General features: G+C 45.1%; 20 protein-coding genes. 11 read left to right on the top strand and 9 right to left on the bottom strand.

The features are described 5' to 3' along the window. Positions 1–178: 178 nt before the first annotated feature. Both ACOJRU_RS13345 and ACOJRU_RS13350 read left to right on the top strand, forming a co-directional pair. A complete protein-coding gene (locus ACOJRU_RS13345) occupies positions 179–2,311 on the top strand; it encodes a diguanylate cyclase (protein ID WP_421132230.1) in 2,133 nt (710 codons plus the stop codon). Beyond that, on the top strand, positions 2,304–2,624 hold the full coding sequence (locus ACOJRU_RS13350; protein ID WP_421132231.1) for a hypothetical protein: 321 nt from the start codon (positions 2,304–2,306) through the stop codon (positions 2,622–2,624). The genes ACOJRU_RS13345 and ACOJRU_RS13350 overlap by 8 nt, the downstream gene beginning before the upstream one ends. Positions 2,625–2,634: 10 nt before the next feature. Here the strand turns inward: ACOJRU_RS13350 and prsR are convergent, their stop codons facing one another. From prsR to ACOJRU_RS13370, 4 genes are all read right to left on the bottom strand, one after another. Then, positions 2,635–3,996 carry a PEP-CTERM-box response regulator transcription factor gene (gene prsR, locus ACOJRU_RS13355; RefSeq protein ID WP_421132232.1) on the bottom strand — a complete coding sequence of 454 codons (1,362 nt, stop codon included), beginning with the start codon at positions 3,994–3,996 and terminating at the stop codon, positions 2,635–2,637. Positions 3,997–4,062: 66 nt separating this feature from the next. Beyond that, on the bottom strand, positions 4,063–6,090 hold the full coding sequence (gene prsK / locus ACOJRU_RS13360) for an XrtA/PEP-CTERM system histidine kinase PrsK (RefSeq protein WP_421132233.1): 2,028 nt from the start codon (positions 6,088–6,090) through the stop codon (positions 4,063–4,065). A 47-nt stretch (positions 6,091–6,137) separates the two neighbouring features. Further along, positions 6,138–7,262 (bottom strand): beta-ketoacyl-ACP synthase III, encoded by a 1,125-nt coding sequence (locus tag ACOJRU_RS13365; protein WP_421132234.1) that lies wholly within the window; start codon positions 7,260–7,262, stop codon positions 6,138–6,140. 332 nt (positions 7,263–7,594) lie between these two features. Next, positions 7,595–9,400 carry a choice-of-anchor I family protein gene (locus tag ACOJRU_RS13370; RefSeq protein ID WP_421132235.1) on the bottom strand — a complete coding sequence of 602 codons (1,806 nt, stop codon included), beginning with the start codon at positions 9,398–9,400 and terminating at the stop codon, positions 7,595–7,597. A gap of 458 nt (positions 9,401–9,858) precedes the next feature. Here ACOJRU_RS13370 and ACOJRU_RS13375 point away from each other — a divergent pair, with 458 nt between their 5' ends. Beyond that, entirely contained in the window at positions 9,859–12,999 is a 3,141-nt protein-coding gene (locus ACOJRU_RS13375) for a WD40/YVTN/BNR-like repeat-containing protein (RefSeq protein WP_421132236.1), read from the top strand. Positions 13,000–13,111: 112 nt separating this feature from the next. Here the strand turns inward: ACOJRU_RS13375 and ACOJRU_RS13380 are convergent, their stop codons facing one another. Next, a complete protein-coding gene (locus ACOJRU_RS13380; protein WP_421132237.1) occupies positions 13,112–13,900 on the bottom strand; it encodes a lipase family protein in 789 nt (262 codons plus the stop codon). A 361-nt stretch (positions 13,901–14,261) separates the two neighbouring features. Here ACOJRU_RS13380 and ACOJRU_RS13385 point away from each other — a divergent pair, with 361 nt between their 5' ends. Beyond that, positions 14,262–15,059 carry a M48 family metallopeptidase gene (locus tag ACOJRU_RS13385; protein ID WP_421132238.1) on the top strand — a complete coding sequence of 266 codons (798 nt, stop codon included), beginning with the start codon at positions 14,262–14,264 and terminating at the stop codon, positions 15,057–15,059. 61 nt (positions 15,060–15,120) lie between these two features. Here the strand turns inward: ACOJRU_RS13385 and ACOJRU_RS13390 are convergent, their stop codons facing one another. Beyond that, a complete protein-coding gene (locus ACOJRU_RS13390) occupies positions 15,121–15,963 on the bottom strand; it encodes a mechanosensitive ion channel family protein (RefSeq protein WP_421132239.1) in 843 nt (280 codons plus the stop codon). 425 nt (positions 15,964–16,388) lie between these two features. On the opposite strand from ACOJRU_RS13390, the gene ACOJRU_RS13395 reads away from it, so the two are divergent. From ACOJRU_RS13395 to ruvX, 5 genes are all read left to right on the top strand, one after another. After that, positions 16,389–16,580: a hypothetical protein gene (locus ACOJRU_RS13395; protein WP_421132240.1), complete on the top strand. Its 192-nt coding sequence runs from the start codon at positions 16,389–16,391 to the stop codon at positions 16,578–16,580. 134 nt (positions 16,581–16,714) lie between these two features. Continuing rightward, positions 16,715–17,443 (top strand): 16S rRNA (uracil(1498)-N(3))-methyltransferase, encoded by a 729-nt coding sequence (locus tag ACOJRU_RS13400; protein ID WP_421132241.1) that lies wholly within the window; start codon positions 16,715–16,717, stop codon positions 17,441–17,443. A 139-nt stretch (positions 17,444–17,582) separates the two neighbouring features. After that, a complete protein-coding gene (gene gshB / locus ACOJRU_RS13405; protein WP_421132242.1) occupies positions 17,583–18,545 on the top strand; it encodes a glutathione synthase in 963 nt (320 codons plus the stop codon). Positions 18,546–18,569: 24 nt separating this feature from the next. Next, positions 18,570–19,136 carry a YqgE/AlgH family protein gene (locus tag ACOJRU_RS13410; RefSeq protein WP_421132243.1) on the top strand — a complete coding sequence of 189 codons (567 nt, stop codon included), beginning with the start codon at positions 18,570–18,572 and terminating at the stop codon, positions 19,134–19,136. Then, positions 19,129–19,560 (top strand): Holliday junction resolvase RuvX, encoded by a 432-nt coding sequence (gene ruvX / locus ACOJRU_RS13415; RefSeq protein WP_421132244.1) that lies wholly within the window; start codon positions 19,129–19,131, stop codon positions 19,558–19,560. Before ACOJRU_RS13410 ends, ruvX begins: the two co-directional genes overlap by 8 nt. A 16-nt stretch (positions 19,561–19,576) precedes the next feature. Here the strand turns inward: ruvX and ACOJRU_RS13420 are convergent, their stop codons facing one another. From ACOJRU_RS13420 to ACOJRU_RS13430, 3 genes are read right to left on the bottom strand one after another with little or no spacing between them, the layout of a single operon-like run. After that, positions 19,577–19,900: a DUF2007 domain-containing protein gene (locus ACOJRU_RS13420; RefSeq protein WP_421132245.1), complete on the bottom strand. Its 324-nt coding sequence runs from the start codon at positions 19,898–19,900 to the stop codon at positions 19,577–19,579. Between the two features lie 43 nt (positions 19,901–19,943). Further along, a complete protein-coding gene (locus tag ACOJRU_RS13425) occupies positions 19,944–21,056 on the bottom strand; it encodes a PilT/PilU family type 4a pilus ATPase (RefSeq protein WP_421132246.1) in 1,113 nt (370 codons plus the stop codon). A gap of 8 nt (positions 21,057–21,064) precedes the next feature. Next, positions 21,065–22,108, bottom strand: coding sequence for a type IV pilus twitching motility protein PilT (locus tag ACOJRU_RS13430; RefSeq protein ID WP_421132247.1), 1,044 nt, complete (start codon positions 22,106–22,108; stop codon positions 21,065–21,067). A gap of 27 nt (positions 22,109–22,135) precedes the next feature. On the opposite strand from ACOJRU_RS13430, the gene ACOJRU_RS13435 reads away from it, so the two are divergent. Both ACOJRU_RS13435 and proC read left to right on the top strand, forming a co-directional pair. After that, entirely contained in the window at positions 22,136–22,822 is a 687-nt protein-coding gene (locus tag ACOJRU_RS13435; protein ID WP_421132248.1) for a YggS family pyridoxal phosphate-dependent enzyme, read from the top strand. A gap of 82 nt (positions 22,823–22,904) precedes the next feature. Next, a complete protein-coding gene (gene proC, locus ACOJRU_RS13440; protein ID WP_421132249.1) occupies positions 22,905–23,726 on the top strand; it encodes a pyrroline-5-carboxylate reductase in 822 nt (273 codons plus the stop codon).

A 23,726-nucleotide genomic window follows, 5' to 3' on the forward strand; every position in this document is an offset into this window, starting at 1 on the left:
AGGAGGCGCATGGGTTAACCCCATCGCGCCCCAAATTTATACTTTAGTCTATAATTCAATACCCTACTCATTCACATTACCGCGTATACTTCAGCGCAAGAAAGTGTGGGTTGCTCGCCATTGAGTACGTTCTACTGCATTTGATGAGCAGTTAATAGACGACGAAGGAAATGCTGTCTTGGTATCTCTACGCAATATGTTCCGTTTCTGTGTCCTTGCTATACTTTGGGCGGGGACTGTTCACCACGCTGTGTATGCGGGCCATGAAGATAGTACTCACGCGTCTGTCGCATCGGTTGAGCACTTTATCGCTAGCGACGCATTCGAGCGTGCTGAAAACGAGGCGCTGCGTATGATTGAATACGCACATCTTGACGCTCAAGTCGACCCAAATGACATGGTAGCGCTTGGTAACCTGCTGATGCGCGCGTCGCGCTTCTCTCTCGCAAAAGATGCGTTTAACGTTGCATCACCAATATTTAGCGAGAGCGGAAACTTGTTGGCCGCTGCAAAAACGCTTTACCGTCTTGCGGTTAGCAATCGACACCTGTCTCAATATCCAGATGCGCTCCAACATTTGCAGCGTGCACTGTCTATTGCGCATATTCTCGACGAAAGTCCCTTAGAAGCGTCATTGCACCTAGAGCTTGGGAAACTGCATAGCGACAATAATAAACTCGAGCAGGCCCTACGCGCTTTCAATACTGCATTGCAAGATTTCAAAGACCAGAATAACCATGCTAAAACCGCTGAATCACTGCTTCATATTGGTAAAGTATTTGTCCAACGAAAGCAAACTACTAAAGCACGAACGCTGTTTAATGACGCGCTACTTTTACTTAATAACCAAGAAGACGACCTGATAAAAGGTGCGTTACTCACGCAACTTGCGGTAATCGAACTTAACAGCAACAACAATGAAAAAGCGTTGGAACTGCTGATTGACGCACAAGTACTTAATGGCTCTGTTTGGTATTCGCCCGACGCGTTGGAAACGCAGGCATGGCTGGGAGAAGCCCTTTGCCGCAATGATCGGGTTGATGAAGGCCTAGAGACGCTTTCGCGTGTGTTAGATTATGCTGAAGATACGCAACAGGCACGCTTAAGCAACCATACGCGACTCGCATTAAGCCGTTCATTGATAAATGCACAGCGATTTGATGATGCACTGATTTACGCTAAAGCGGGTACCATAAGTGCCCGAAAGCAACACAATGTTGCTGAACAAATTGCGTTTTTGAATTTACAGTTGAGTGCTTATGTATCGCTGGGTAAATTTAAAATGGCGCTCGATATTCAGTCGGTTATCCAGCAGCTAAAAGAGCTACTGCGCGACTCACGTAATCAGGAAGCGATTAGCGTACTACAAGCCGAAATTGCCTTAACCCGCCAAGCAAGCGAACTACAAAAACTAGAAAAGTCGTCTGATCTCGCATTGGCCATGGCAGAACAAAAAAACCTTCGTACCACGCTTTTTTGGAGTACGTTACTTGCAGGCTTACTTACCCTTTTTCTAATTTGGAGTAGATTTAAGCAACGTCAACAGACGGTTGCGCTGCGCCGAGAAGTACGCGAACAAACTACCACATTAGAAATGAAAAATAGCGAGCTAGAACAAGCTTATAAAACGCTAGAAGAATTCAGTTTACGAGATGCCCTAACCGGCCTCTATAACAGGCATTATTTAGAGTCTCAATTGCCTGCAGAGATAAAACGAAGTCAAAATGGAAAAGAGACATTTGCGCAAAACAGCGATCTATTGTGCTTACTCATCGATATCGACCATTTTAAAAAAATAAATGATAACCACGGGCATGCAGCAGGCGATACCGTGTTAAAAGCATTTGCGCAACGACTCCAGCAGGTATTTCGTCATACTGACCTCATCATTCGCTGGGGCGGTGAAGAATTTTTGGTGGTCTGCAGAGGCGCAACACGATATGAGTTGCCTGAAATCGCGGAGCGTTGTCGTCAAATTGTGTCACAAACCCCTTTTGATATTGGCAACGACACGTTGTTAACGGTGTCTTGCAGTATTGGGTTCTCTCTTCTTCCCCCTTCAAATGAAAAATATTTCGAGCAGCGCTGGGAAGCCACCTTTTCGGTCGTCGATTACTGCTTGTATGCGGCGAAACTCTCTGGACGCAATGGCTGGGTGGGGCTAATTGAAACTAGCGATAAAAAGCCTGATGAAACAAGCACACCGTTAGGGAAAAAGTTTGGCTTTGGTGACGTCACGCTCGCCACCTCTTTTAATAACATCGCTGCCATCACATGGCCGAACGACGATGAGGAAGAACAACATGTATAGGCATATATGCCAATGTGGAGCGATTCACATTGAAATAGATAGCGATAATGACATGATCAACGACACTGGCGCTTTACTTTACGGTGACAGCCGATCATTAACACATGTAACTTCTAAAGACGCGCTAACAATAGACTGCGCGCCGTCTATGCTTGGACGAATCGCTATACAAGAAAACCAAACCCAATATTTTTGCAATGATTGCGCAGCACCACTGTTTATCGAAACGCACACCGCGCAGGTAATGTTGAACGTATTCTATTATGGGCACGACGCGAAAATGGACCGCTTGTCGTGCCATCATGCACTGTAGTGAGTAAGCCTTAATCGCTACTTTTTAAATCTTCTAAATGATATTTATCAATTAACGAGTAAAGCGTTGGCCTGGTTACGCCCAATAGTTCAGCGGTTTTAGACATATTTCTGTCAGCGTGCTGAAACGCCCTACGTATTGCTTTACTCTCGGCAATTTCTCGTACTTCACGTAAATTTAGCGTTTCAGGGTCCGAGTCACCCGCAACTGGCATTAGCCCCATATCGTCTGGCTGAATCACTGTTCCTTCTGCCATGATGACCGCAGATTTCAGCTTATTTTGCATTTCGCGGATGTTACCCGGCCATTTATGCGCAAGCATTGCGTTTATGGTTGACTCAGAGAAACTTTTTGCCTTTGCATTAAATTCTTCGCGGTAGATGTTTAAGGACGTGCGAGCCAACAAGATAATATCTTGATCTCGGTCACGCAGAGGTGGGATAAGAATAGGTATCTCTCCTACGCGGTAAAAGAGATCTTCACGAAACCGTTCTTCAGCAACCATCAGCGTTAAATCACGATGGGTGGCGCAAATAACACGAATATCGACGGGGATTTCGTTTCTTCCACCAACCCGCTCAATAACCCGCTCTTGTAAAAAACGTAACATTTTGGCCTGTAAACCAATGGGCATATCGCCAATTTCATCAAGAAATAGCGTTCCGCCTTGTGCCGTTTCTATTTTGCCTAGTGTGGTTTTATTCGCCCCGGTAAACGCGCCTTTTTCATAACCAAAAAGCTCACTTTCAAGCAAGTTTTCTGGAATCGACGCACAGTTTATCGCCACAAAAGGTTTATCTTTTCGAGGGCTATGCTCGTGAATGCTGCGAGCAAACACTTCTTTACCCGTACCACTTTCCCCTAGCAGCAAGGTACTGATGTCCGTACTGGCGATTTTTTCCGCTTTTTTAACAACAACTTGAATAGCTTCGCTGTTACCAACAATACGGCTCATTCCCGTTCTGGTGCGAGCTAGAATACTGTTCTCATGCTCAAGTTGAGCAAGATTGAAAGCACGGTTTACCAACAGCTTAATGGTATCGGAATCGATAGGTTTTTGATAAAAGTCGTATGCACCAAAATCAATGGCTTTCAGTGCATTTTCTTTGTCGTTGTTGCCGGTAACTACAATCACTTTCGTACGTGGGGCAAGCGCAATAATGTCGTGAAGGATCCGTAACCCCTCAGAGGCATTGGCCGGGTCAGGAGGTAGCCCTAAATCTAATGTAACAACCTTGGGTTCGAAGCGACGTAGCTGAGCAATGGCCGATGTATAATCATCTGCAAATACAACGTTAAAATCGGTAAGGCTCCATTTAAGCTGTTTTTGGATACCTAAATCATCATCTACTACCAGTACGGTATCGGTCATCACTATTATCCTATTTTTACAACGTCCATCTAGGAGCAAACTCCAGTGAGGTATGTATTTTTATTATTATGATAAGGGAAAATATAAGGTAAAGCAGCTGCCTTCATTAGGTACGCTCTGCACCTTCAGTTTTCCACCTATTGATTCCATGTACGATTTAGCATCATACGCACCAATCCCCATTCCTGCATTACCTTTTGTCGTATCAAAAGGTTTGAACAAGCGATTTTCAATAAAGTCTGCACTCATCCCCTCACCGGTATCCTCGATAAACAAAACGAGATGCTGAGTATGCCGGTCTACCGTTATCACTATTTCAACACTGCCGGTGTCTAAGGTCGCCTGCTGGGCATTACTAATTAGGTGGTACAACACGTTAGCCACCTTGTCTTTATCAATAACAAGAGGCACCTCGTCATTAACGGCAACAGTGGGTGTCGGCTTAAGCGCCGCGCATCGGGAATACACGACATCATTGACGATGTCTGACAATTGAATATTAGATTGCTTACTTTGTTCAGACACGTTTTTTTCGGTTAGCTGCTTAAGCATTTTATCCATACGCGCTTTGGTATAGGTAAGCGTTTCAAACGTATCGTCAATAAATTCAGGGTTATGCTTGTGTTGTTCGGCGTTAGCGAGGATAAGGTCGACCTGCGCCATCACATTTTTTAAGTCATGCAAAACAAACGCAGACATCCGATTAAAGGCCGCGAACTGTGCATTCTCGGCAACGACTTGAGACGCTTCGTGATGCAGCATAAACGTGCCAACCTGTTCGGTAACCGCATTTAAGTAATCCCTTACTTCCCAATTTAAACTGACTTTTTCTTTATCACCCGCAGCGAGTAACACAAAACCCCACAATGCGTCGTCTTTAAAAAATGGGATAAACAATTGGTATCCCCACGCTTTTAGCTGGCGCCTATCAAGCTGTAGCCCTTCGTAATTAAACGGCTTCACTTCATATTCATCGGCGTCTATCACCCAACTATTCGTACCACTATACGCGGCTAGCGTATTGAGCAAGTCAGTCTCATTATCGATGCGCTCTAGCGGTGCCACTTCGGCCATCAATTCAAACTCACCATTATTGACCTTATAAAGTTTGCCCGTATCGTACTGCACCGCATTTAACACGCCAGTCAGTGCGCTTTCGTAAACACTTTTTGATGTGTTAATACTGCGAGTTAATAGCTTAGTTAGCTTTATCCATTCAACCCTATAATCGAATTGATTTGCAAAAAAGTGCTTGGTAATAAATACCTTACACTTTGTTCTAAACGCATTAGAAAGAAATACAGTGGCTAATAGTGCAAATGACATCACCACTAAAATAATCTGAACGGTTGGGCCCCAGTTACCCCCTAAGTAGTTTATGGCATAGCCGATCACGGCCATAATAAAGAGGTATGCACCTGCAACAAGTAAGAGAGAGCTGTGCAGTACAATGTCTCGTGAAATAAAGATATCGATACCCCAATGGCGTATACGGCGTATCGCAATCACTAAAAACGGGATCAGTAAAAAGTAAATGTATCCACGGGCAGCGATATACCCCACTTCGACTTGGTTGACCATTGTCGCGTTAGCATAAGTGACAAACTCAAACAGGTTGGTGGCCCCTAAATAAATGATAAGAGGCTTGAAGGCCCACTGCTCAGAGCCTGCTTGCCGATAAACCACTTCAAGCAGCACCAGCACCTCAAGTGAGAGTAAAATAAGGAGCAGGAATGACCATGTTGGGTCTACATACACTAGATTAGGCGCAGCAAACCCCAACACCGCTGGCAACAAAATAAACAGGGTGGCAGGCCTTCTGATGACCTCAGAGAAACTCGTGAAATTTTGTTGTATGCAACTCGAGAGAAAAAGCAGCCAAACAAACTGCTTAACCAAATCGGCATTGAGAAGCCATTGTAAATCGATGATCCCAAAAAAGGTGCTCATCATGCTTGCCGACCAGCCAACTGTCGTAACCGTCGCGAGCACTAAGAGGTGTTTAGCGACCCCTGGCTTACGAACGGTGAGCAACAGTAGGAGCAATGCAAGGTGAGCTAGGCCATTAAGACCATAACCAATATCTGAAACCATCCTTTTCTATCTCTTATTGTTATTTTTATTGATATATTGTCACGGTATTAGCGTTTTTTGACAATCAAAGAGCCTATTGAGTATCCAGCGCCAAAAGAACACAACACACCCACATCGCCCGTCTCTAAGTCTTCATGGTATAGGCCAAATGCAATCACCGAGCCTGCAGACGCGGTATTGGCATACTCATCGAGTACAATGGGCGCCTCTTTTTGATTGGCTTCTCGCCCTAACAGACGCTTGCAAATAAGTGTGTTCATATTGATGTTCGCTTGGTGCAACCACCAGCGCGACACACTTTCTGGCACCAACTCATGTCGTTGCAGGTGTGCTTCAATGTGCGCAGCGGCCATCGGGCATACTTCTTTAAATACTTTACGTCCAGCTTGATGAAACAACTTGTCTGGACCATAGGGGTCTACGTCTTCTGCACGCGTCATATAACCAAAATTAGAGCGAATATTACTTGAATACTTGGTCACTGCTTTCGTGCTTAATATGTCATAGACATGTTCGCCCGTCGCGGTATCAGCATGCTCTAAAATGCTTGCCGTTGCCACATCGCCAAAAATAAAATGGCTGTCACGGTCGGTATAATTAATTTGCGGAGACACTAACTCTGGGTTTATCACCAAAACACACGATGCATTGCCTGCAGCTAGCATTTCATAGGCGCGATGCATACCAAAGGTGGCTGCCGAACACGCCACCAGCATATCAAAACCGAAACCTTCAATATTAAGCGCTTCTTGAACCTCAATCGCGATAGCAGGATACGCTCGTTGTGTATAAGCGCATGACACAATAACGGCATCTATATCGCTGGCGGTTTTATTCGCTTTTTGCATAGCAAGCTTGGCGGCCTCGACGGCGATTTCGGCTTGATGCGACAACTCATCATCACTACGCGGCGTAATTTTGGGTCGCATACGCGTAATATCAAGCGCGCCCTCTTTTTGATAAATATAACGACTTTTTATACCCGACGCTTTTTCAATAAATTCTGCGCTTGAGTACGGTTTAGCAACTACCTCACCGGACTCAATTTTATCTTTATTAGCGTCGTTGAACGCATCAACATAGGCATTGTAGCTATCAACCAATTCGTGGTTACTAATACTGTCTTGAGGATGCCAAACACCCACTCCGCTAATAACGATCTGCTGAGACATATTTTCTCTCTTCTTATTAATGCATAACGGCAGCAGCGATACGGTAGAGATACCTCTAGCATAAACGCGTAGCTGTAGGCGCAATACGCCTTACTTGGCTCTCACCCTTTTTGCCAGGCAAAGCAAAAAATGTGATGGGTGCGCTATTAAGGACAAAGGCACACCAAACAAGTGAGGACTATCTCGCCAATTCTTACAGGTAGCTTAACTCAATCGTTAGCATATGTAATCACTGACGCGCTGAATTCAATGTGGTACGACATCTTTACCCGTGAAATAGATATAAAAAAAGCGGCGTATAAACGCCGCTTCTTACAACAATCTCTTCGTGATTAGTTCGGTTGAACTTGCCACACGGTTACCGTGCCGCTCACTTCGTTGCCAACAACAAGAAGTGGCACACCACTAGGGCTGTCTTCTGCGCTAACAAATACCAAACTTTCTGGTGCAAGGTCGCCAATAATGTCGTTAGCCGCTAACCCTTCGGTAAGGTTACGATTAATCACGTAGTCTACGAACTTCACGTCGTAAGGGTTGGTTACATCATAAACGAAGATGCCCCCCATACGCTCTGTGCCAATAAACGCAAACGTTCTGTCACCAATAGTGCCTACGGTTAAGGCTTCTGGCTCAGGACCTTTGTTTTCCGAGCGAGAGTCGCCTGCATTTTCATCGTCACCATTGTTAAACTGTGCACCGTGAACCGATGCGGTAATGCGCTCTAGGTCATCACCCGAATCAAATACGATAATACCGTTTTGATCCCAGATGGTGAAAGAACGTGCGCCGTAAGCATACGCTGCGTCATACTCACCATCGCCATCACTGTCGCCCATTGCTGAGGTAACGCGAAGGTCGTCAGCTTCACCGTTTGCTTGCAACATGGCAAGTTCAGAATTTGCTTCTGCGGTTAAATCTGAAACTTTTACTTCGTCGGTGTACGCTAAGCAACCGTCGTCGGCGTCAAATGATAAACCACCCTCACTTAGGCATGTCGCTTCATCAACAGAATCGAAGAAATATTCACGCGCATCACCTTCGTTTGCTGAAATAAGAAACGTTGCGTCTTTCCACGTGAAGTTTGCAATGGTATCAGGCTGATATACACCATACAGCCCTTCGTATTGACCGAAGCTAACACTGCTATCTTCTTGAATATCGATATTCAATCCTGACCAGCTCTTCGTACCTAACCCGATAACATCGATGGTTAGTTCTTCAAGGTCTAACACGGCTAAGCCATTGTTTTCTTGAAGTGAAATATATGCCACGTCATTGGTTGCAGTAATATATTCTGGCTCTAAATCTTGCGCTAGCGTGGTTGCAATCGCAGTACCTTTGATAGTACGACCGCTTGGGTTAGGAAACATCATTCCTTCTGCCATTAGGTCTGCCATTGTTGCCGTTAAGCCACCAAAACCTACTGTCGTCGCAGACTCTTCAGGCTCGCCACTGGCAAGAATGTTAATAACGGAAACCGAACCTACAGGGTCAACAGTATAATCATCTGATGGTTCACCTTCGTTTGCCACTAACGCTTTACCACCGTCAGGCGTAAACGTAACCATATCTGGCAATGCACCCACTTCCACAGAATCTAGGAAACTTGGGGCTGAACTATCAAGGCCACTGTAAAACAGCACGAAGCCATTATCAGTTTTAACGGCGGCTGGCACAGCAACTGCCATCAAGTCACCGCTAATAGCGATACTGGTCACGCTACCCAGTGCGGTACCATTGATGTCCGCAGGCAACGAAACCGTAGAGAGTGTTAAGTTAGTGGTGTTGATTGGATCAGCCATTTCCGCAGTAGGAATTGATGAGGCTGTTGGAATAACCGCAATAGTATTCGTTGTGGTATTTGTCGCGTAAATAGTTTGCGTATCACTGTGATACTGAACGATTTCAGCGGCAGTTTGATTACCTAAAAATGCGCGAGCCACAACGTTAAGCGTAACACCAAGCGACGCATCTGAACCGTCTGCGCCATTCTCGCCAGGCGCGCCTGTTTCGCCTTGAGGTCCCTGAGCACCAGTTTCACCTTGTGCACCATCATCTCCATCTAGTCCGCAGCCAGAAAGTGCTGCTGAAACGAAGAGTGCTAAAATGCCATACTTGAATTTACTGTGCGTGGCCATTCGATTTCCTTTTTGTCGTTATCATTTTTCAACTACACGTATACCTGCAAGGCGTGGCTGTGGAAAGAGGCGTATAACACTAAAGCCATAAGATGCCATGTTAATACCGCTTATATTAGCTATGCCCAACGCAATAACGTATTTCTACTTCTTTGTATAAATTAGAGCCAGTGTATGACACAAATATTAATTTGCAAAGCGCTTATGGGTATAAAGCCCATTACCGCTATTGTGAGGATATAAAGATATTAAAATTCAGTCTTATCATAAAGGCAGTAAAACGCAGCGGCGGCATTTAGCTTGTCATTACGAGATTCATTTTTATCATTAGAGCAATACATCATTATTCGCTCAGCAATTAAACATTTAAGGCTTTACCGCATAGCTAATTACGTTGCACTATATTGCTGGCACATATCGACTCTTCCTGACAACTTAACATAGTAAGGCTTTCAATAATGAAGTTATGGCACACATTAACAGCTTTAATGATGTCAATAAGCGCACTGGTTAGTCTCTCCTTTCCAGCATTTGCCCTTAAAGATACCGTTAACCCTACGCTTTTTGAAAAAATGGAATATCGCAATATTGGACCTTTTCGTGGTGGTCGCTCGGTCGCGGTTGCCGGTGTTAATGATAACCCTAACGTATATTATATGGGAGCCGCTGGCGGAGGAGTATGGAAAACTGAGAACGCCGGTTTGTCGTGGAACCCTCTATCCGACAAAGACTTTTCAGTAGGCAGCATAGGGGCCATTGCTATCGCGCCGTCTGATAACAATGTTATTTACGTCGGAACGGGGGAAGGCCCTATTAGGGGTGTTACCACCAGCCATGGTAAAGGCGTGTATAAATCTACAGATGCCGGTGAGACGTGGACACTGATGGGTTTAGATAACCGAGGGCAAATTCCGAAAATTCGCATTCACCCGACAAACCCTGATGTTGCATGGGTAGCGGTGCAAGGAAATATTTGGGCTCCCAATGAAGCGCGAGGTGTGTTTAAAACCGTTGATGGCGGCAAGAGTTGGACGCATGTCCTTAAGGTTAATGCCGACACTGGCGCTGCAGACTTAGTTATCGACCCCACTAATCCTAGGGTGCTTTATGCCGGCATGTGGCATCACGGAAGAACGCCATGGTTTGTAAAATCCGGCGGTGACGGCGGCGGTATTTACAAGTCAACAGACAGTGGTGAAACATGGGAAAAACTTGAAAAAGGATTACCAACGCTTATTGGGAAAGTAGGTATAGATATTTCTGCCACCAACCCCAAGCGCGTTTACGCTATTATTGAGTCTGACAAAGGTGGCGTATACCGCAGTGACGATGCAGGCGCGTCTTGGCAACTAACGAACGACGACAACATCCTTAAAGCCAGAGCATGGTATTACAACAATATTAAAGTCGACCCGAACGATGAAAATAAACTTTACGTGATGAACGTACAACTTCACAGGTCTATCGATGGCGGCAAAACGTTCGACATAAAACCCCTACCGCACGGTGACACGCATGATATGTGGATTAACCCTGAAAACAGCCTAAATATGATTAACGCCAACGACGGTGGTGCGACCGTTACCTTCGATGGTGGAAAATCGTGGTCAAGTATTTACAACCAGCCTACCGCACAATTTTACCGTGTAATAACCGATAATCTTGAACCCTACAACGTTTACGGCGGCCAACAAGACAACACCACTATGGCAACTCCGTCTTCAACATGGGATGGCGGTATTGGTATCGCAGAACAGTTCGCAGTAGGTGGAGGTGAGAGTGCACATATCGCCTTTGACGCTAATAACCCAACGCTTATTTACGCCACGACAATCAATGGCACATTAACTGAGTTCAACAAAGATACCGGTCTTGTTCGCCCTATCATGCCCTACCCTGAATATGTGTTTGGACGCAATGCACGTGACCAAAAATATCGCACTAACTGGAATGCCCCTGTATTGGTATCTCAGCACGACCCGAAAACCGTATATTACGGTACGCAGATGATATTAAAAACCACGGATAGAGGGGTTAACTGGCAGGAAATCAGCCCCGATTTGACACGTAATGACCCGGAAAAACAAGGCTTAAACGGTGGCCCCATTACCAATGAGCAAGCCGGTGCCGAATATTATAATACCGTTTTCTATATCGCAGAGTCGCCGGTAAACGCAGGCGAGCTTTGGGTGGGCGCTGACGATGGTAAATTGCATTTAACCCGAGATGAAGGAGGGAATTGGAAAGACATCACCCCTCATAAGAAGGAAGCGCAAGTCAATGCGATTGAACTAAGTGTTCATGCCGAAGGCAGAGCTTATGTGGCCGTGACCGGTTATAAACTTAATGATTACCGCCCGTATATCTACAAAACCAATAATTACGGAAAACGTTGGACCCGCATAGACAAAGGGCTGCCAGAAGACGCTTTTGTAAGAGTGATACGCGAGGATAAAACGCATGAGGGCATACTTTTTGCCGGCACTGAAAGCGGCATGTTCATTAGTTTTGATGACGGTAAAAACTGGCAAGCGCTGTCGCTTAATTTGCCTCCCGTCGCCATCACCGACATGCAAGTGAAAGGCGATGATCTGGTTGTGGCTACCCAAGGGCGTGGGTTTTGGATACTGGATGACATTACACCTTTACGAGAAGTGAGCGCGTCACTACACAATGAAGCGTTATTTCAATACCGTCCCGTCGATGGCGTACGTTTATTGTCAGGTGGCAATATGAGTGGACAACCCGAAGCGAAAAACCCCGCCCGCGGAGCGACCTTTCGTTATTACTTGAAAGACACGCTTGAAGAAAGTGACACGCTGCGTATCGATATCTTCGACGCCAATGACAAACGAGTGCGCACGCTATCGTCAACGGGCAATGCCTTTGAAGCATGTGCAAAAGGCAATGAAGATGTGCGAAGCCCGTTAACGTTTAAACATCCTCCAACAAAGGCTGGTTATAACGAGTTTGTGTGGGATTTACGTCGTTCGCCGTTACACTGCATTGAAAACGTAACACTGTTCGGAGGGTGGAATGGTGCCAGAGTAATGCCTGGCGATTATAAGGCCACCATTACAGTAGGTGACACATCACAAACCAGGGTATTCAAAGTATTACCCGACCCAAGAGAAGAAGCCGACGCTGCACAGCTGCATGTTGTGGAGCAAAGTATTAAGGCCAGTGAAACCTTACTTAACGAACTGTTCGAACACTTGCAAAAAGCCAGAAACGTCCGAGATACATTGAAAGGTGTATCTGAGTCAAATGTCGTGCTAGCCAGTGAAGTATCAGCGTCTATTGACCGTATCATCAGTGCTATTGATGACTGGGAATCGTTGGTCATTCAACCTAAACACCAAACATTTGAAGACGACATAAATTGGCCCAACATGCTCGACAGACAAGTACGTTTTCTTATGGATAACTTCGATAGAACTGGCGCACCTGCGCAAGCAGGGGCGTTGAAACGGCTAGAAGATCTTGAGGCAAGATGGCAGCAGTACAAAGTCCAGCTTGAAGTTCTGTTTCAAGAGCGCGTGAAACCGGTCAATGAAGCATTATCAAAACAGGGGGCATACGACATGGACACGCTATAGTGGCCTTCGCGTAATAACGTTTATTAATGCTTGGAAAAAACCGACGCAATGTCGGTTTTTTCTTTCTCATACCTATTATAAATACAAGTAAACTAAGCCGTATCCGTAATCATCAATGCTCATCGAATAACGACTTATTTCTAATATACTTCCTCATGTAATGATAGGTTATTGGGCGCAGAAGCCAACTACGCAACGATTTAAACAAACGTTCATGTGTGGGTGTATTTTCATAAATTTGATCGTCATGAAGCCATAGCATTTTACCAACATGCCAAAAGTAAAAAGGCACTGGAGGCATAAATGTGACAATGTCTAAATCGCAACAAATACGGTATGTTTTGTGGTGCAGCAAATAGTTTTTGTACCAAGAACGACTGCCCACTGCTGGCTGTCCGAAGGTGACGACGCGCTTTACCGAATTGGCATGTTTGCGTTCAAAATAATTAGCCATCAACACGGCTACGGCGCCGCCGGAAGAGTGCCCGATAAACGTAAACCGCTTCCCCTGTTGTCGCAGCGGTGCTAATACCTTTTCAAGTAGCGTTTGCAGTGGCAATGCCTCATCAATCGTCTTCGTACTTGAATACATTGGTTGTTCGAGTAATCGGCTGAAGCCCCAATGCACATAGAAACGTTGATTAATCTGGCAAATCTTTGTAGGCAGAAATACTAAATTGGCTAGCCAGTCCCTAACACCTAGCGACCCCCTAAATACTACGATAACTTCCTTTTTATTATCCACCCACAATATTCTCACACTCATTCTACCAAACCTGTCTACCAGGTGACGTTCATAAAATGGTGTTAAAATTTTACGGTAATGAGCTTCTGCGTCCGGATACGCTAACTGACAGAGAATGGCATACCGTTCGTATTGATAGCGTTTCAGTTTTTTCATAGGGAAACGTTACTCAGCCTTTTAATCAATTAGTGAACAGTCAACCCTTCGCGCTATTCATACCACCTTTAACGTTATACCGTTTTTGTTTCACTGTTGTTACGCTCTTCGCACTGGTGTATGCAACACGAAAATAAGGAATGCCTATTCCTGTTTTTTTATTCTTCTTAGCGCTAAAAACCCTTATCATCAGTTTTATCGTGATCTCTATTGTGCGTTACGATATATCAATCATGTAGTTAACACGTGAAACCTCATGGTAATGTTTGTTTTCATTTATTAGTCAATCTGGTAATAATACCCATTGCAATATTTTCAAAACGCATCGGTCTTTATTGAAGGCTTGCGGAAAGGATAGGATATGAAAAAGTACATCAAGGGAGCGATTGCAGCAGCCGTTGCGCTATCACTTACCGCTTGCGCAACGTCGCCTACCGGAAGAAACCAAGTGCTTCTGTATTCAGAGGGACAACTTTCAGAAATGGGCGGACAAGCCTTTGCAGGCATGAAAGAAGAGCTGAAAATTTCAAGCAAATCTGTTCAAAACAACTATGTAGAATGTGTGGCGAACGCCATCACGGCGCAAGTGCCCAACAGCGTATTTAGTGGTACGTGGGAAGTGGTTGTATTTGATGATGAACAGGTGAATGCGTTTGCCTTACCTGGTGGCAAAATTGGCGTGTATACCGGCCTTCTTAAGGTCGCTGAAAATCAGCACCAACTCGCGGCGGTTATTGGTCATGAAGTCGGACACGTTATTGCCGAACACGGTAATGAGCGTATGTCTCAATCAACGCTTATCAATGTAGGCACCCAAGCGGTCGGGCAAGTGCTCGCAGCGAATGAAGTGCCTCAGTCGGCGCCAATAATGGCGGCCATAGGGCTTGGGGTTCAAGTGGGTGTTCAACTTCCCTTTAGCCGCACACACGAGTCAGAAGCTGATTTAATTGGATTACAATTGATGGCTAAGTCGGGGTTTGATCCACGTCAGTCTGTTAATTTATGGCAAAACATGGATGCCGCAAGCGGCGGACAGCGTCAAATGGAGTTCTTATCTACGCACCCTGCTCCTCAGACTCGTATCCAAGATTTAACCGCTAACATGCAGCCAGCTTACGCAGACTATCAGGCAACAGGTAACCGCCCGAACTGCAAATAATATTGCATTAAAAAACGCCACATAAGTGGCGTTTTTATTTTTCCGCATAAGAAAACGATAATTACTCGCTTTCTTCTTTGTGAAGATGCACATCCATTTGTGGGAATGGAATAGAGATCCCCTCTTCGTCAAAGCGAAGTTTTACGGCTTCGGTGAAATCAAACTTAACGCCCCAGAAATCTGCTGCTTTTACCCATGGGCGCACAACAAAGTTAACGCTGCTATCAGCAAGTTCAGCTACTGCTACAGTAGGCGCAGGGTCGGCTAAAACACGCTCATCGGCTTCAAGCATTTCACGTAAGATTGTTTTTGCTTTTTTCAAGTCAGCGTCATAGCCAATACCAACAACCATATCTACACGACGCGTTTCTTTCGCAGAATAGTTAGTAATGTTTCCTGCGTAAATAGCACCATTCGGCACGATAATTTCTTTGTTGTCTGGCGTTGTCATCGTGCTGGTGAATATACCAATTTTCTTAACAGTACCTGATGTGCCTGCAGCCTCAACGAAATCGCCTGACTTAAACGGTTTGAAAACTAGCAACATTACGCCAGCGGCAAAATTCTTCAATGAATCTTGTAATGACAAACCAATAGCTAAACCGGCCGCACCTAAAATTGCCACTAGCGACGTCGTGTCAACCCCAAGCTGGTCAAGCGACGCAACAATGACAAACAACATTAATAGCGCACTTATAATTGACTCAAGGAAGTCAACGAGCATGGCGTCATATTTCGACTTTGCCATTACGCGACGGAAAACAGATAACAACAGACCCACAACCAATCGACCAATCACATAAATTGCGACAGCCATTGCGATGTTTATGCCCCAAGGGATTGCATATTCGTTAATATATCGCTCGATGTCGCTCGCAGACATTAGCGTTAGGTTTTCTTCCATAATGAGATCCTTTTTATAAATAAATGTGTGGGGGGTAGCGTTTTACCTTATCAGTGTTTCTGTTGCAGTAGCAACGATTAACGAACGTTGAGACAAAAAATTATTCATAAGTATAAGTACTCACTCGAACGCATAATATCTTGCATCTAATCCCTTTTGATTTACGGTAAATCAGTGACGCATAACAGTAATAAAATTCACATGATGTCGTCACAAATTCTTGCAACCCTGATACCGATTTTTTAGAACCAGTAAATTGCTTATTACACACGAATAGTTAATGCAATTTACTCATGCTAGCGGTAAACTAAAAATGATGACTCTTGAAATGCTAAAAAGGGGTGAAGGATCGCCGCGCTTATCTGCAAAGAGTCTGATGCAGTCTTTTACTACACTAGCAAGTTTTGTTTAAAAAGGATTAACACATGTTGCTACTATCAATGCTGTTCGCCGTTGTTTTCGTTCTCTTTATTTATTCCCTCAAGAAAGATAAAGGCAGACACACCAAGTTTGCTCGTCGAGCACACACGCATACCTCGCCCTACAGCATAAACCAGCACAATTTCAATTATCAGCAACGTTCAATTAGCGCCACCGACGACGGTACGCCAGCATAACGTTAACGCCACTCAAAAAAAGCGGATCGCCGTCCGCTTTTTTAAGAAACCTGACATTCTTAGCAATACAGCATTGCGTCAGGCACAGCTAGCACCTTATCATACGCCCATTACTGTTTAGCTAGACACATTACATGCGTATACCTCGAGTTTACTATCCCCACCCTATCACGCTTGATGAGGAGTTTTTGCTTACCGACGATGCCGGGCATCACATCGCCACCGTATTGCGTCTTAAAGCTAATCATCCTATCGTTCTTTTTAATGGAGACGGAAACGAATACAGCGCTCAGATTATCAGCATACAACGAAAAAAAGTCGTCGTAGAAGCTGATGCATGCCTGTCTATTTCCAAAGAGTCACCGCTTACCTTGCATCTAGGTCAAGGTGTTTCAAAAGGCGATAGAATGGACACCGTGCTGCAAAAGAGCGTAGAACTTGGTGTCACTGAGATTACACCAGTGATCACAGAGCGTTGTGCGGTAAAGTTAGATGCAGCACGTTGGGAAAAAAAACGGCTTCAGTGGCAAAAAATTATTATTGGGGCGTGCGAGCAGACAGGCAGAAGCATATTGCCAACGCTCAATATGCCGATTGCGCTTAATCAATGGTTATCAGAGTCAACGAGCAGCAGTAGGCTGGTGCTTGCACCCGGTGCACAGCAACCATTAGTTAAGCAGCCCTACAATACACAAGGGTTTAGGTTATTGATTGGCCCAGAAGGTGGGCTATCTGAATCTGAAATTCACCAAGCTAACGAAAGTGGCTATACCTCTGTCAGTCTAGGCCCTCGTATACTGCGAACAGAAACGGCTGCCATTGCCAGTATTACTATTTTGCAAGCGCAGCATGGTGACTTCTAGCGTTACCACTAAAAACGACTTTATAAACTTGAAGAATGTCGGGATGCCCCAACACTATTCAATATTACCAACGGCGACGCTACATTTTAGCGTCGCACCTTGAGCGCGTTTCGCGCACGCTTATTAAGTGAGAATATCTATGCAATATACACTTGGCGTTATTATGGACCCCATTGCCGACATAAAGCCGCATAAAGATACAAGTTTTGCGATGATGTTAGAGGCCCAGCGTCGTGGGGCGACTATCTTGTATTTTACGTTAGCCGACTTGTACCTTGAGAACGGCAAGCCGATGGGGTTAGCAAAAACGTTAAGTGTGCGCGATCAAGCGGAAGACTTTTATTCTGTTGAGAGTGAGCAGACCGTCGCATTAGGCGATATTGATGTACTATTGATGCGAAAAGATCCGCCCTTTGACAGCGAATTCTTATATGCCACTCAAATGTTATCACTGGCACAAGACGAGGGTGCATTAGTGGTAAATAATCCACAGGCATTGCGTGACTTTAATGAAAAGCTTTTCACTTCATACTTTCCTGAACATATCCCAAGTACGTTGGTGGCTAATAATCAGGCATTGATAAGAGCATTTCATGCCAAGCATCAAGACATCATTTGTAAGCCTTTAGACGGTATGGGCGGTGCATCGATTTTTCGCGTCAAGCCAGACGGCAATAACCTCGGTGTTATTATTGAAACACTTACCCAGCTAGGTACGCGCTATATGATGGTTCAAGAGTACCTTCCAGAAATTAAAGACGGTGACAAGCGCGTACTTATCGTAGATGGAGAGGTCGTGCCCTATTGCCTTGCACGTTTGCCAACAAAGGGAGAAACCCGCGGCAACTTGGCAGCTGGGGGAACCGGGCGCCCGCAACCTATTTCAGACACCGATAGAGCATTAGCACAAGCCATTGCGCCCATGCTTAAAGACAACAACATACTATTTGTAGGTCTTGATGTTATTGGTACTAAAATTACAGAAATAAATATTACAAGCCCTACTTGCGTGAGAGAAATAGAGTCACATTTCGACGTTAATGTAATGGGGCTACTTTTCGATGCGATAGAAAAGCGCTTATCTACACGTAAACCACATTGATAAGCAAATAGGCTTTAGGACACTATGACGAATTTAAAGAGTTTACAAAATCATTTTCTGATTGCGATGCCATCGTTGGATGACCCCTATTTTTCGCGTTCACTAACATATATATGCGAACACAACGATGACGGTGCAATGGGTTTAGTGATTAACCAGCCGTCTACCATGAACCTAAAGCAGTTGTTAGAACAAACTGATGAAGCGCTAGAAGTAAATGCCGACAAAGCAGGCGATATCATTCTAGCAGGCGGCCCAGTCAGCCAAGAGCGCGGATTTGTCCTTCACTCTTATCAAGAGGGTTGGAGTTCAAGTTTAACGCTAGCGCCAGGGATTATGGTCACGACATCCAAGGATATCCTCACCGCCATAGGCAACGACGAAGGCCCAGAGCACGCCATTATCACGCTTGGCTATGCGGGTTGGACCGCCGGTCAACTCGAACAGGAAATGCAGGATAATTCGTGGTTAACGGTAGAGGCCGATGAAGAAATACTCTTTAATACCCCTATCCATAAAAAATGGCAGACGGCGGTGAATAAACTTGGTGTGGATGTGTGGCAGCTTGCACCAGGAGCCGGTCATGCGTGATGTAGGTCAGCGTACGGTTCTGTCGTTTGATTTCGGCACCAAGAGCATTGGTGTAGCAGTGGGTCAGGAAGTCACTGGCACGGCATCACCGCTTGCGGCATTAAAAGCCCGAGATGGCATTCCCGACTGGAGTAAAATCGAAAGGCTCTATGAGGAATGGCAACCTGATGTTGTCGTCGTGGGACTTCCTCTTAACATGGATGGTACTGAGCAGGAAATGACGCAGCGCGCCAAGAAGTTTGCTAACCGTTTACATGGTCGATTTAAAGTGGCTGTGGAAGTATGTGATGAGCGTCTTACCACGACCGACGCGAAAGCCATGCTTTTCGAACTTGGTGGGTATAAAAAGCTAACAAAAGAGAAAGTAGACAGCGTATCAGCGTGTGTTATTTTCACCAGTTGGATTGAAACACTTTACGATTAGTACCCTGTCTCCTTTACTACACAGGTGGGCGATGCGGCTCACCGCATTGCCAACACGAATCAAAAGCACTGCCGTTTTCCTCGTTGCACGACACGCAATACCAATCACTCTTTAGTGTCTGCGCGTCTGTCGCCGCTAGCGCGTCAACTATCTGTGTAGCGCGCGCAGACCACTCATCATCAACTAACCACAACTCTGGTAGCGCTTCTTGCCATGGCACTTCACCCAGCGCGCCTCCTGCGAACTCGTTCTTAACCATATAAGGGATGTTATTGACATCAAGCTCGCTTTTCACACGCTGAAGCAAAAAAGGGTCTTCGGTTGAAAACAACTTAATCAAGTACAACCTCAACGCGCTGGGATAAAGTTAGCGTCATCATCGCTTATTCATCCATATCTATCGATACGTTCGACAGCGAGCCTAAACTTGAACCATCACTCGAGTCTAGCTTGATCATTAAGCGTAAATCATTGGGCGAATCAGCATGATGTAGGGCTTGGTCCATTTCAATACGTCCAGCGCGGTACAGGTCATAAAGGGCCATGTCGAAGCTTTGCATGCCCATTTCTTTTCCTTTTTTCATCGCCTCTTTCAAACTGCCAATCTCATTTCGCTGAATAAGATCTGTGACTAGCGGTGAATTAAGAAGAATTTCAATTGCCGCTACCCGCCCTTTTCCGTCGGGCGTGGGAACAAGTTGTTGTGCAACAATGGCGCGAATATTCAAGCTTAAATCAAAACGTAATTTGTCATGCTGGTCTTTGGGCGCTAAGTGCATTATACGTTCAATGGCTTGGTTAGCATTGTTGGCATGGAGCGTCGCCACACATAAATGTCCCGTGTCTGCAAAAGACATGGCATATTCCATGGTTTCCATAGAACGTATTTCACCAATAAGAATTACGTCAGGGGCTTGGCGAAGCGAACTCTTGAGCGCGTCGTCGAACGACTGAGTATCAATACCTACTTCTCGCTGTGTCACCACACAATTTTTATGCTCATGAACAAATTCAATCGGGTCTTCAATCGTTAAAATATGCCCATGTGAATTTTCATTTCTATGCCCTATTAACGCTGCGAGCGAGGTAGATTTACCGGTTCCTGTACCGCCAACAAATAGCACCAACCCACGCTTGGCCATAATGATATCTTTGAGTACTGCCGGTAAGCCTAAATCTTCAGCTTTAGGAATTTCAGTAACAATACGACGCACCACCATGCCTGCTTGGTCGCGTTGCCAAAATGCCGAACAGCGGAAGCGGCCGATACCTTCACGAACAATCGCAAAATTACATTCTTTGGAATGATGAAATTCATCTTTTTGCTTATCGCTCATCGCTTCATGGACGAGATTGAGTGCGTCACTGTCACAAAAGACAGCCTCGGAAAGCGGCGTAAGCTTCCCATTTATTTTGGCGCTAACAGGAAATCCCGCCGTAATAAACAAATCAGACGCGCCGTTTTCTACCATTTTTTCTAGGTATTCATTTAACATAATGTTTCCTAAAATGACCCCATCGCTTTTTTATCTACTGATTTTGCAGCGGCATCTTGTTGCGAAATGGCCCCCATAGCGACCAATCGCTGTAAGCATTGATCCATGGTTTGCATTCCGTGCGCCTGACCGGTTTGAATCACCGAGTACATCTGCGGCACTTTATCTTCCCGAATAAGGTTACGAATGGCTGGAATACCAACCATAATTTCATGTGCGGCCACACGACCGCCTCCCACTTTTTTGAGAAGCGTTTGTGAAATAACCGCGCGAAGCGATTCTGATAGCATAGACCTCACCATTGATTTTTCTTCTGCTGGAAACACATCAATAATTCTGTCTATGGTTTTTGGTGCGGAGTTAGTATGCAGTGTTCCGAAAACTAAGTGCCCTGTTTCTGCCGCTGAAATGGCCAATCGAATCGTCTCTAAATCACGTAACTCACCAACCAGAATTACGTCGGGGTCTTCACGCAATGCTGAGCGCAATGCATTATTAAATGAATGTGTATCTCTATGTACTTCACGTTGGTTAATTAAGCTAAGTTTGTTTTCATGCACAAATTCTATAGGGTCTTCTATAGTCAGGATGTGCTCTCGCTTGTAGGTGTTAATGTGGTCAACCATGGCTGCTAGCGTAGTACTTTTACCCGACCCCGTTGCGCCGGTAACCAATACAATGCCTGTCGGTTGGTTTATAATTTCTTTGAATATTTCTGGCGCACCCAAATCATCGAGCGTTAACACTTTACTGGGGATGGTACGTAAAACCGCAGCTGCGCCGCGGTTTTGCACAAAAGCGTTAACACGAAAACGAGATAAACCACTTACTTCAAATGAAAAATCGGTTTCTAGGTTTTCTTCGTATTCTTTTCGTTGCATGTCGTTCATGATTTCATAGACGAGAGCATGCACTTGCTTGTGATCGAGGGCCGGTACGTTAAGCTTTCGCATTTCTCCGTCGACACGAATAATGGGCGGAAGGCCTGCTGATAGGTGTAAATCAGAGGCGTTATTCTTAACACTGAAAGCCAAAAGTTCGGTAATATCCACAACCACTTCTCCAAAATAAGGTGAATAATGCAAACAATAGCAGAAAGACTGAAATGTGCACGAGAGCACGTCGCCAATGCTACTGCCGATGCCCATCGTCCACCAAATTCGGTAAAATTGCTAGCGGTAAGTAAAACAAAACCCGTATCCGATATTATGGCAGCGTATGAAGCAGGACAACGATGTTTCGGCGAAAACTATATACAAGAAGGTGTTGAAAAGGTTAAAGAACTTTCAGACCTACAGGATATTGAATGGCACATGATTGGCCCGATTCAATCGAACAAAACGAAAGCGGTTGCAGAACATTTCGACTGGGTACACACTGTCGACAGAGAAAAAATCGCCCGTAGATTAAACGACCAACGGCCTCATGGCTGCGCCCCATTAAACATTTGTATTCAAGTTAATATCGACGATGAGGACAGTAAATCTGGCGTTGCGCCTGCTGAACTTGCTTCGTTAGTTGCGTTTATTAGTGACCTCCCTAACCTTACATTGCGGGGGATTATGGCTATTCCAAAAGCTAATCCCTCAATTGAAGAACAAGAAGCCACGCTAACGGCGCTTAAAGAATTATTCGACCAATACCATACATCATTGAGCAATTTTGATACCCTATCAGTAGGAATGAGTAGTGACATGGTGCAAGCGATACAGTGCGGCTCTACCATGGTTAGAATAGGTACAGCCATTTTTGGAAAGCGCACATAGCGCGCTTATCGTTACGCTACACCCTGCTCACAAACTGGTTTTTGTATTGAGACATTCAAGTAAACATTGTTAAAGGATATCTATGCAACAAAAGAAATTGGCATTCATTGGGGCGGGCAATATGAGCCGCAGTATCATAAGTGGTCTGATTCAGTCGGGGTACGACAAATCATGTCTTCTCGCCAGCAACCCGTCTATGCCCAAATTAAACGGGTTACAAGACGAATTTGGTATTCAAATAACACAATCCAATGATGAAGCATGTCAGTTCGCAGATGCTATAGTGCTTGCAGTTAAGCCTCAGATCATGGGCGATATGTGCGCTGATTTACAGAAAAACAACGATTTATCTGGAAAGTTGTTTTTGAGTATTGCCGCAGGGCTCCCCGTTGCACGCCTGCAAGAAATGCTTGGTGGCGACTACCCTGTTGTGCGTATTATGCCAAATACCCCCAGCCTTTTTGGTAAGGGAATGTCTGGCATGTATGCCGATGAAACTGTTTCAGAGGAAGATCGCACCTACGTTGACGATGTCATGAACAGCGTTGGCGAAACCGTATGGGTTAGCGAAGAAGATGGCATCAACGGCGTTATTGCCGCCGCTGGCAGCAGTCCAGCATACTTCTTTTTGTTTTTACAAAACATGCAAGAAGAAGCCATGGCTATGGGCTTTGATAAGGCCCAGTCACGCTTAATGGTTCAACAAGCGATGTTAGGCGCAGCTGAAATGGTATGTAACAATCCAGACCTTGAATTAAGTGAGCTTCGGGCGCAAGTTACTTCTAAAGGCGGAACCACTGCAGAGGCAGTAAATACCTTTATCAACGAAGGTTTAAAAGACATTGTTAGCAAATCTATGCGCGCTGCGGTATCGCGTGCAGAAGAAATGGCTAAACAACTCTAA

The sequence above is a fragment of the Alteromonas algae genome, assembly GCF_049117195.1.
Lineage (GTDB): Bacteria > Pseudomonadota > Gammaproteobacteria > Enterobacterales > Alteromonadaceae > Alteromonas.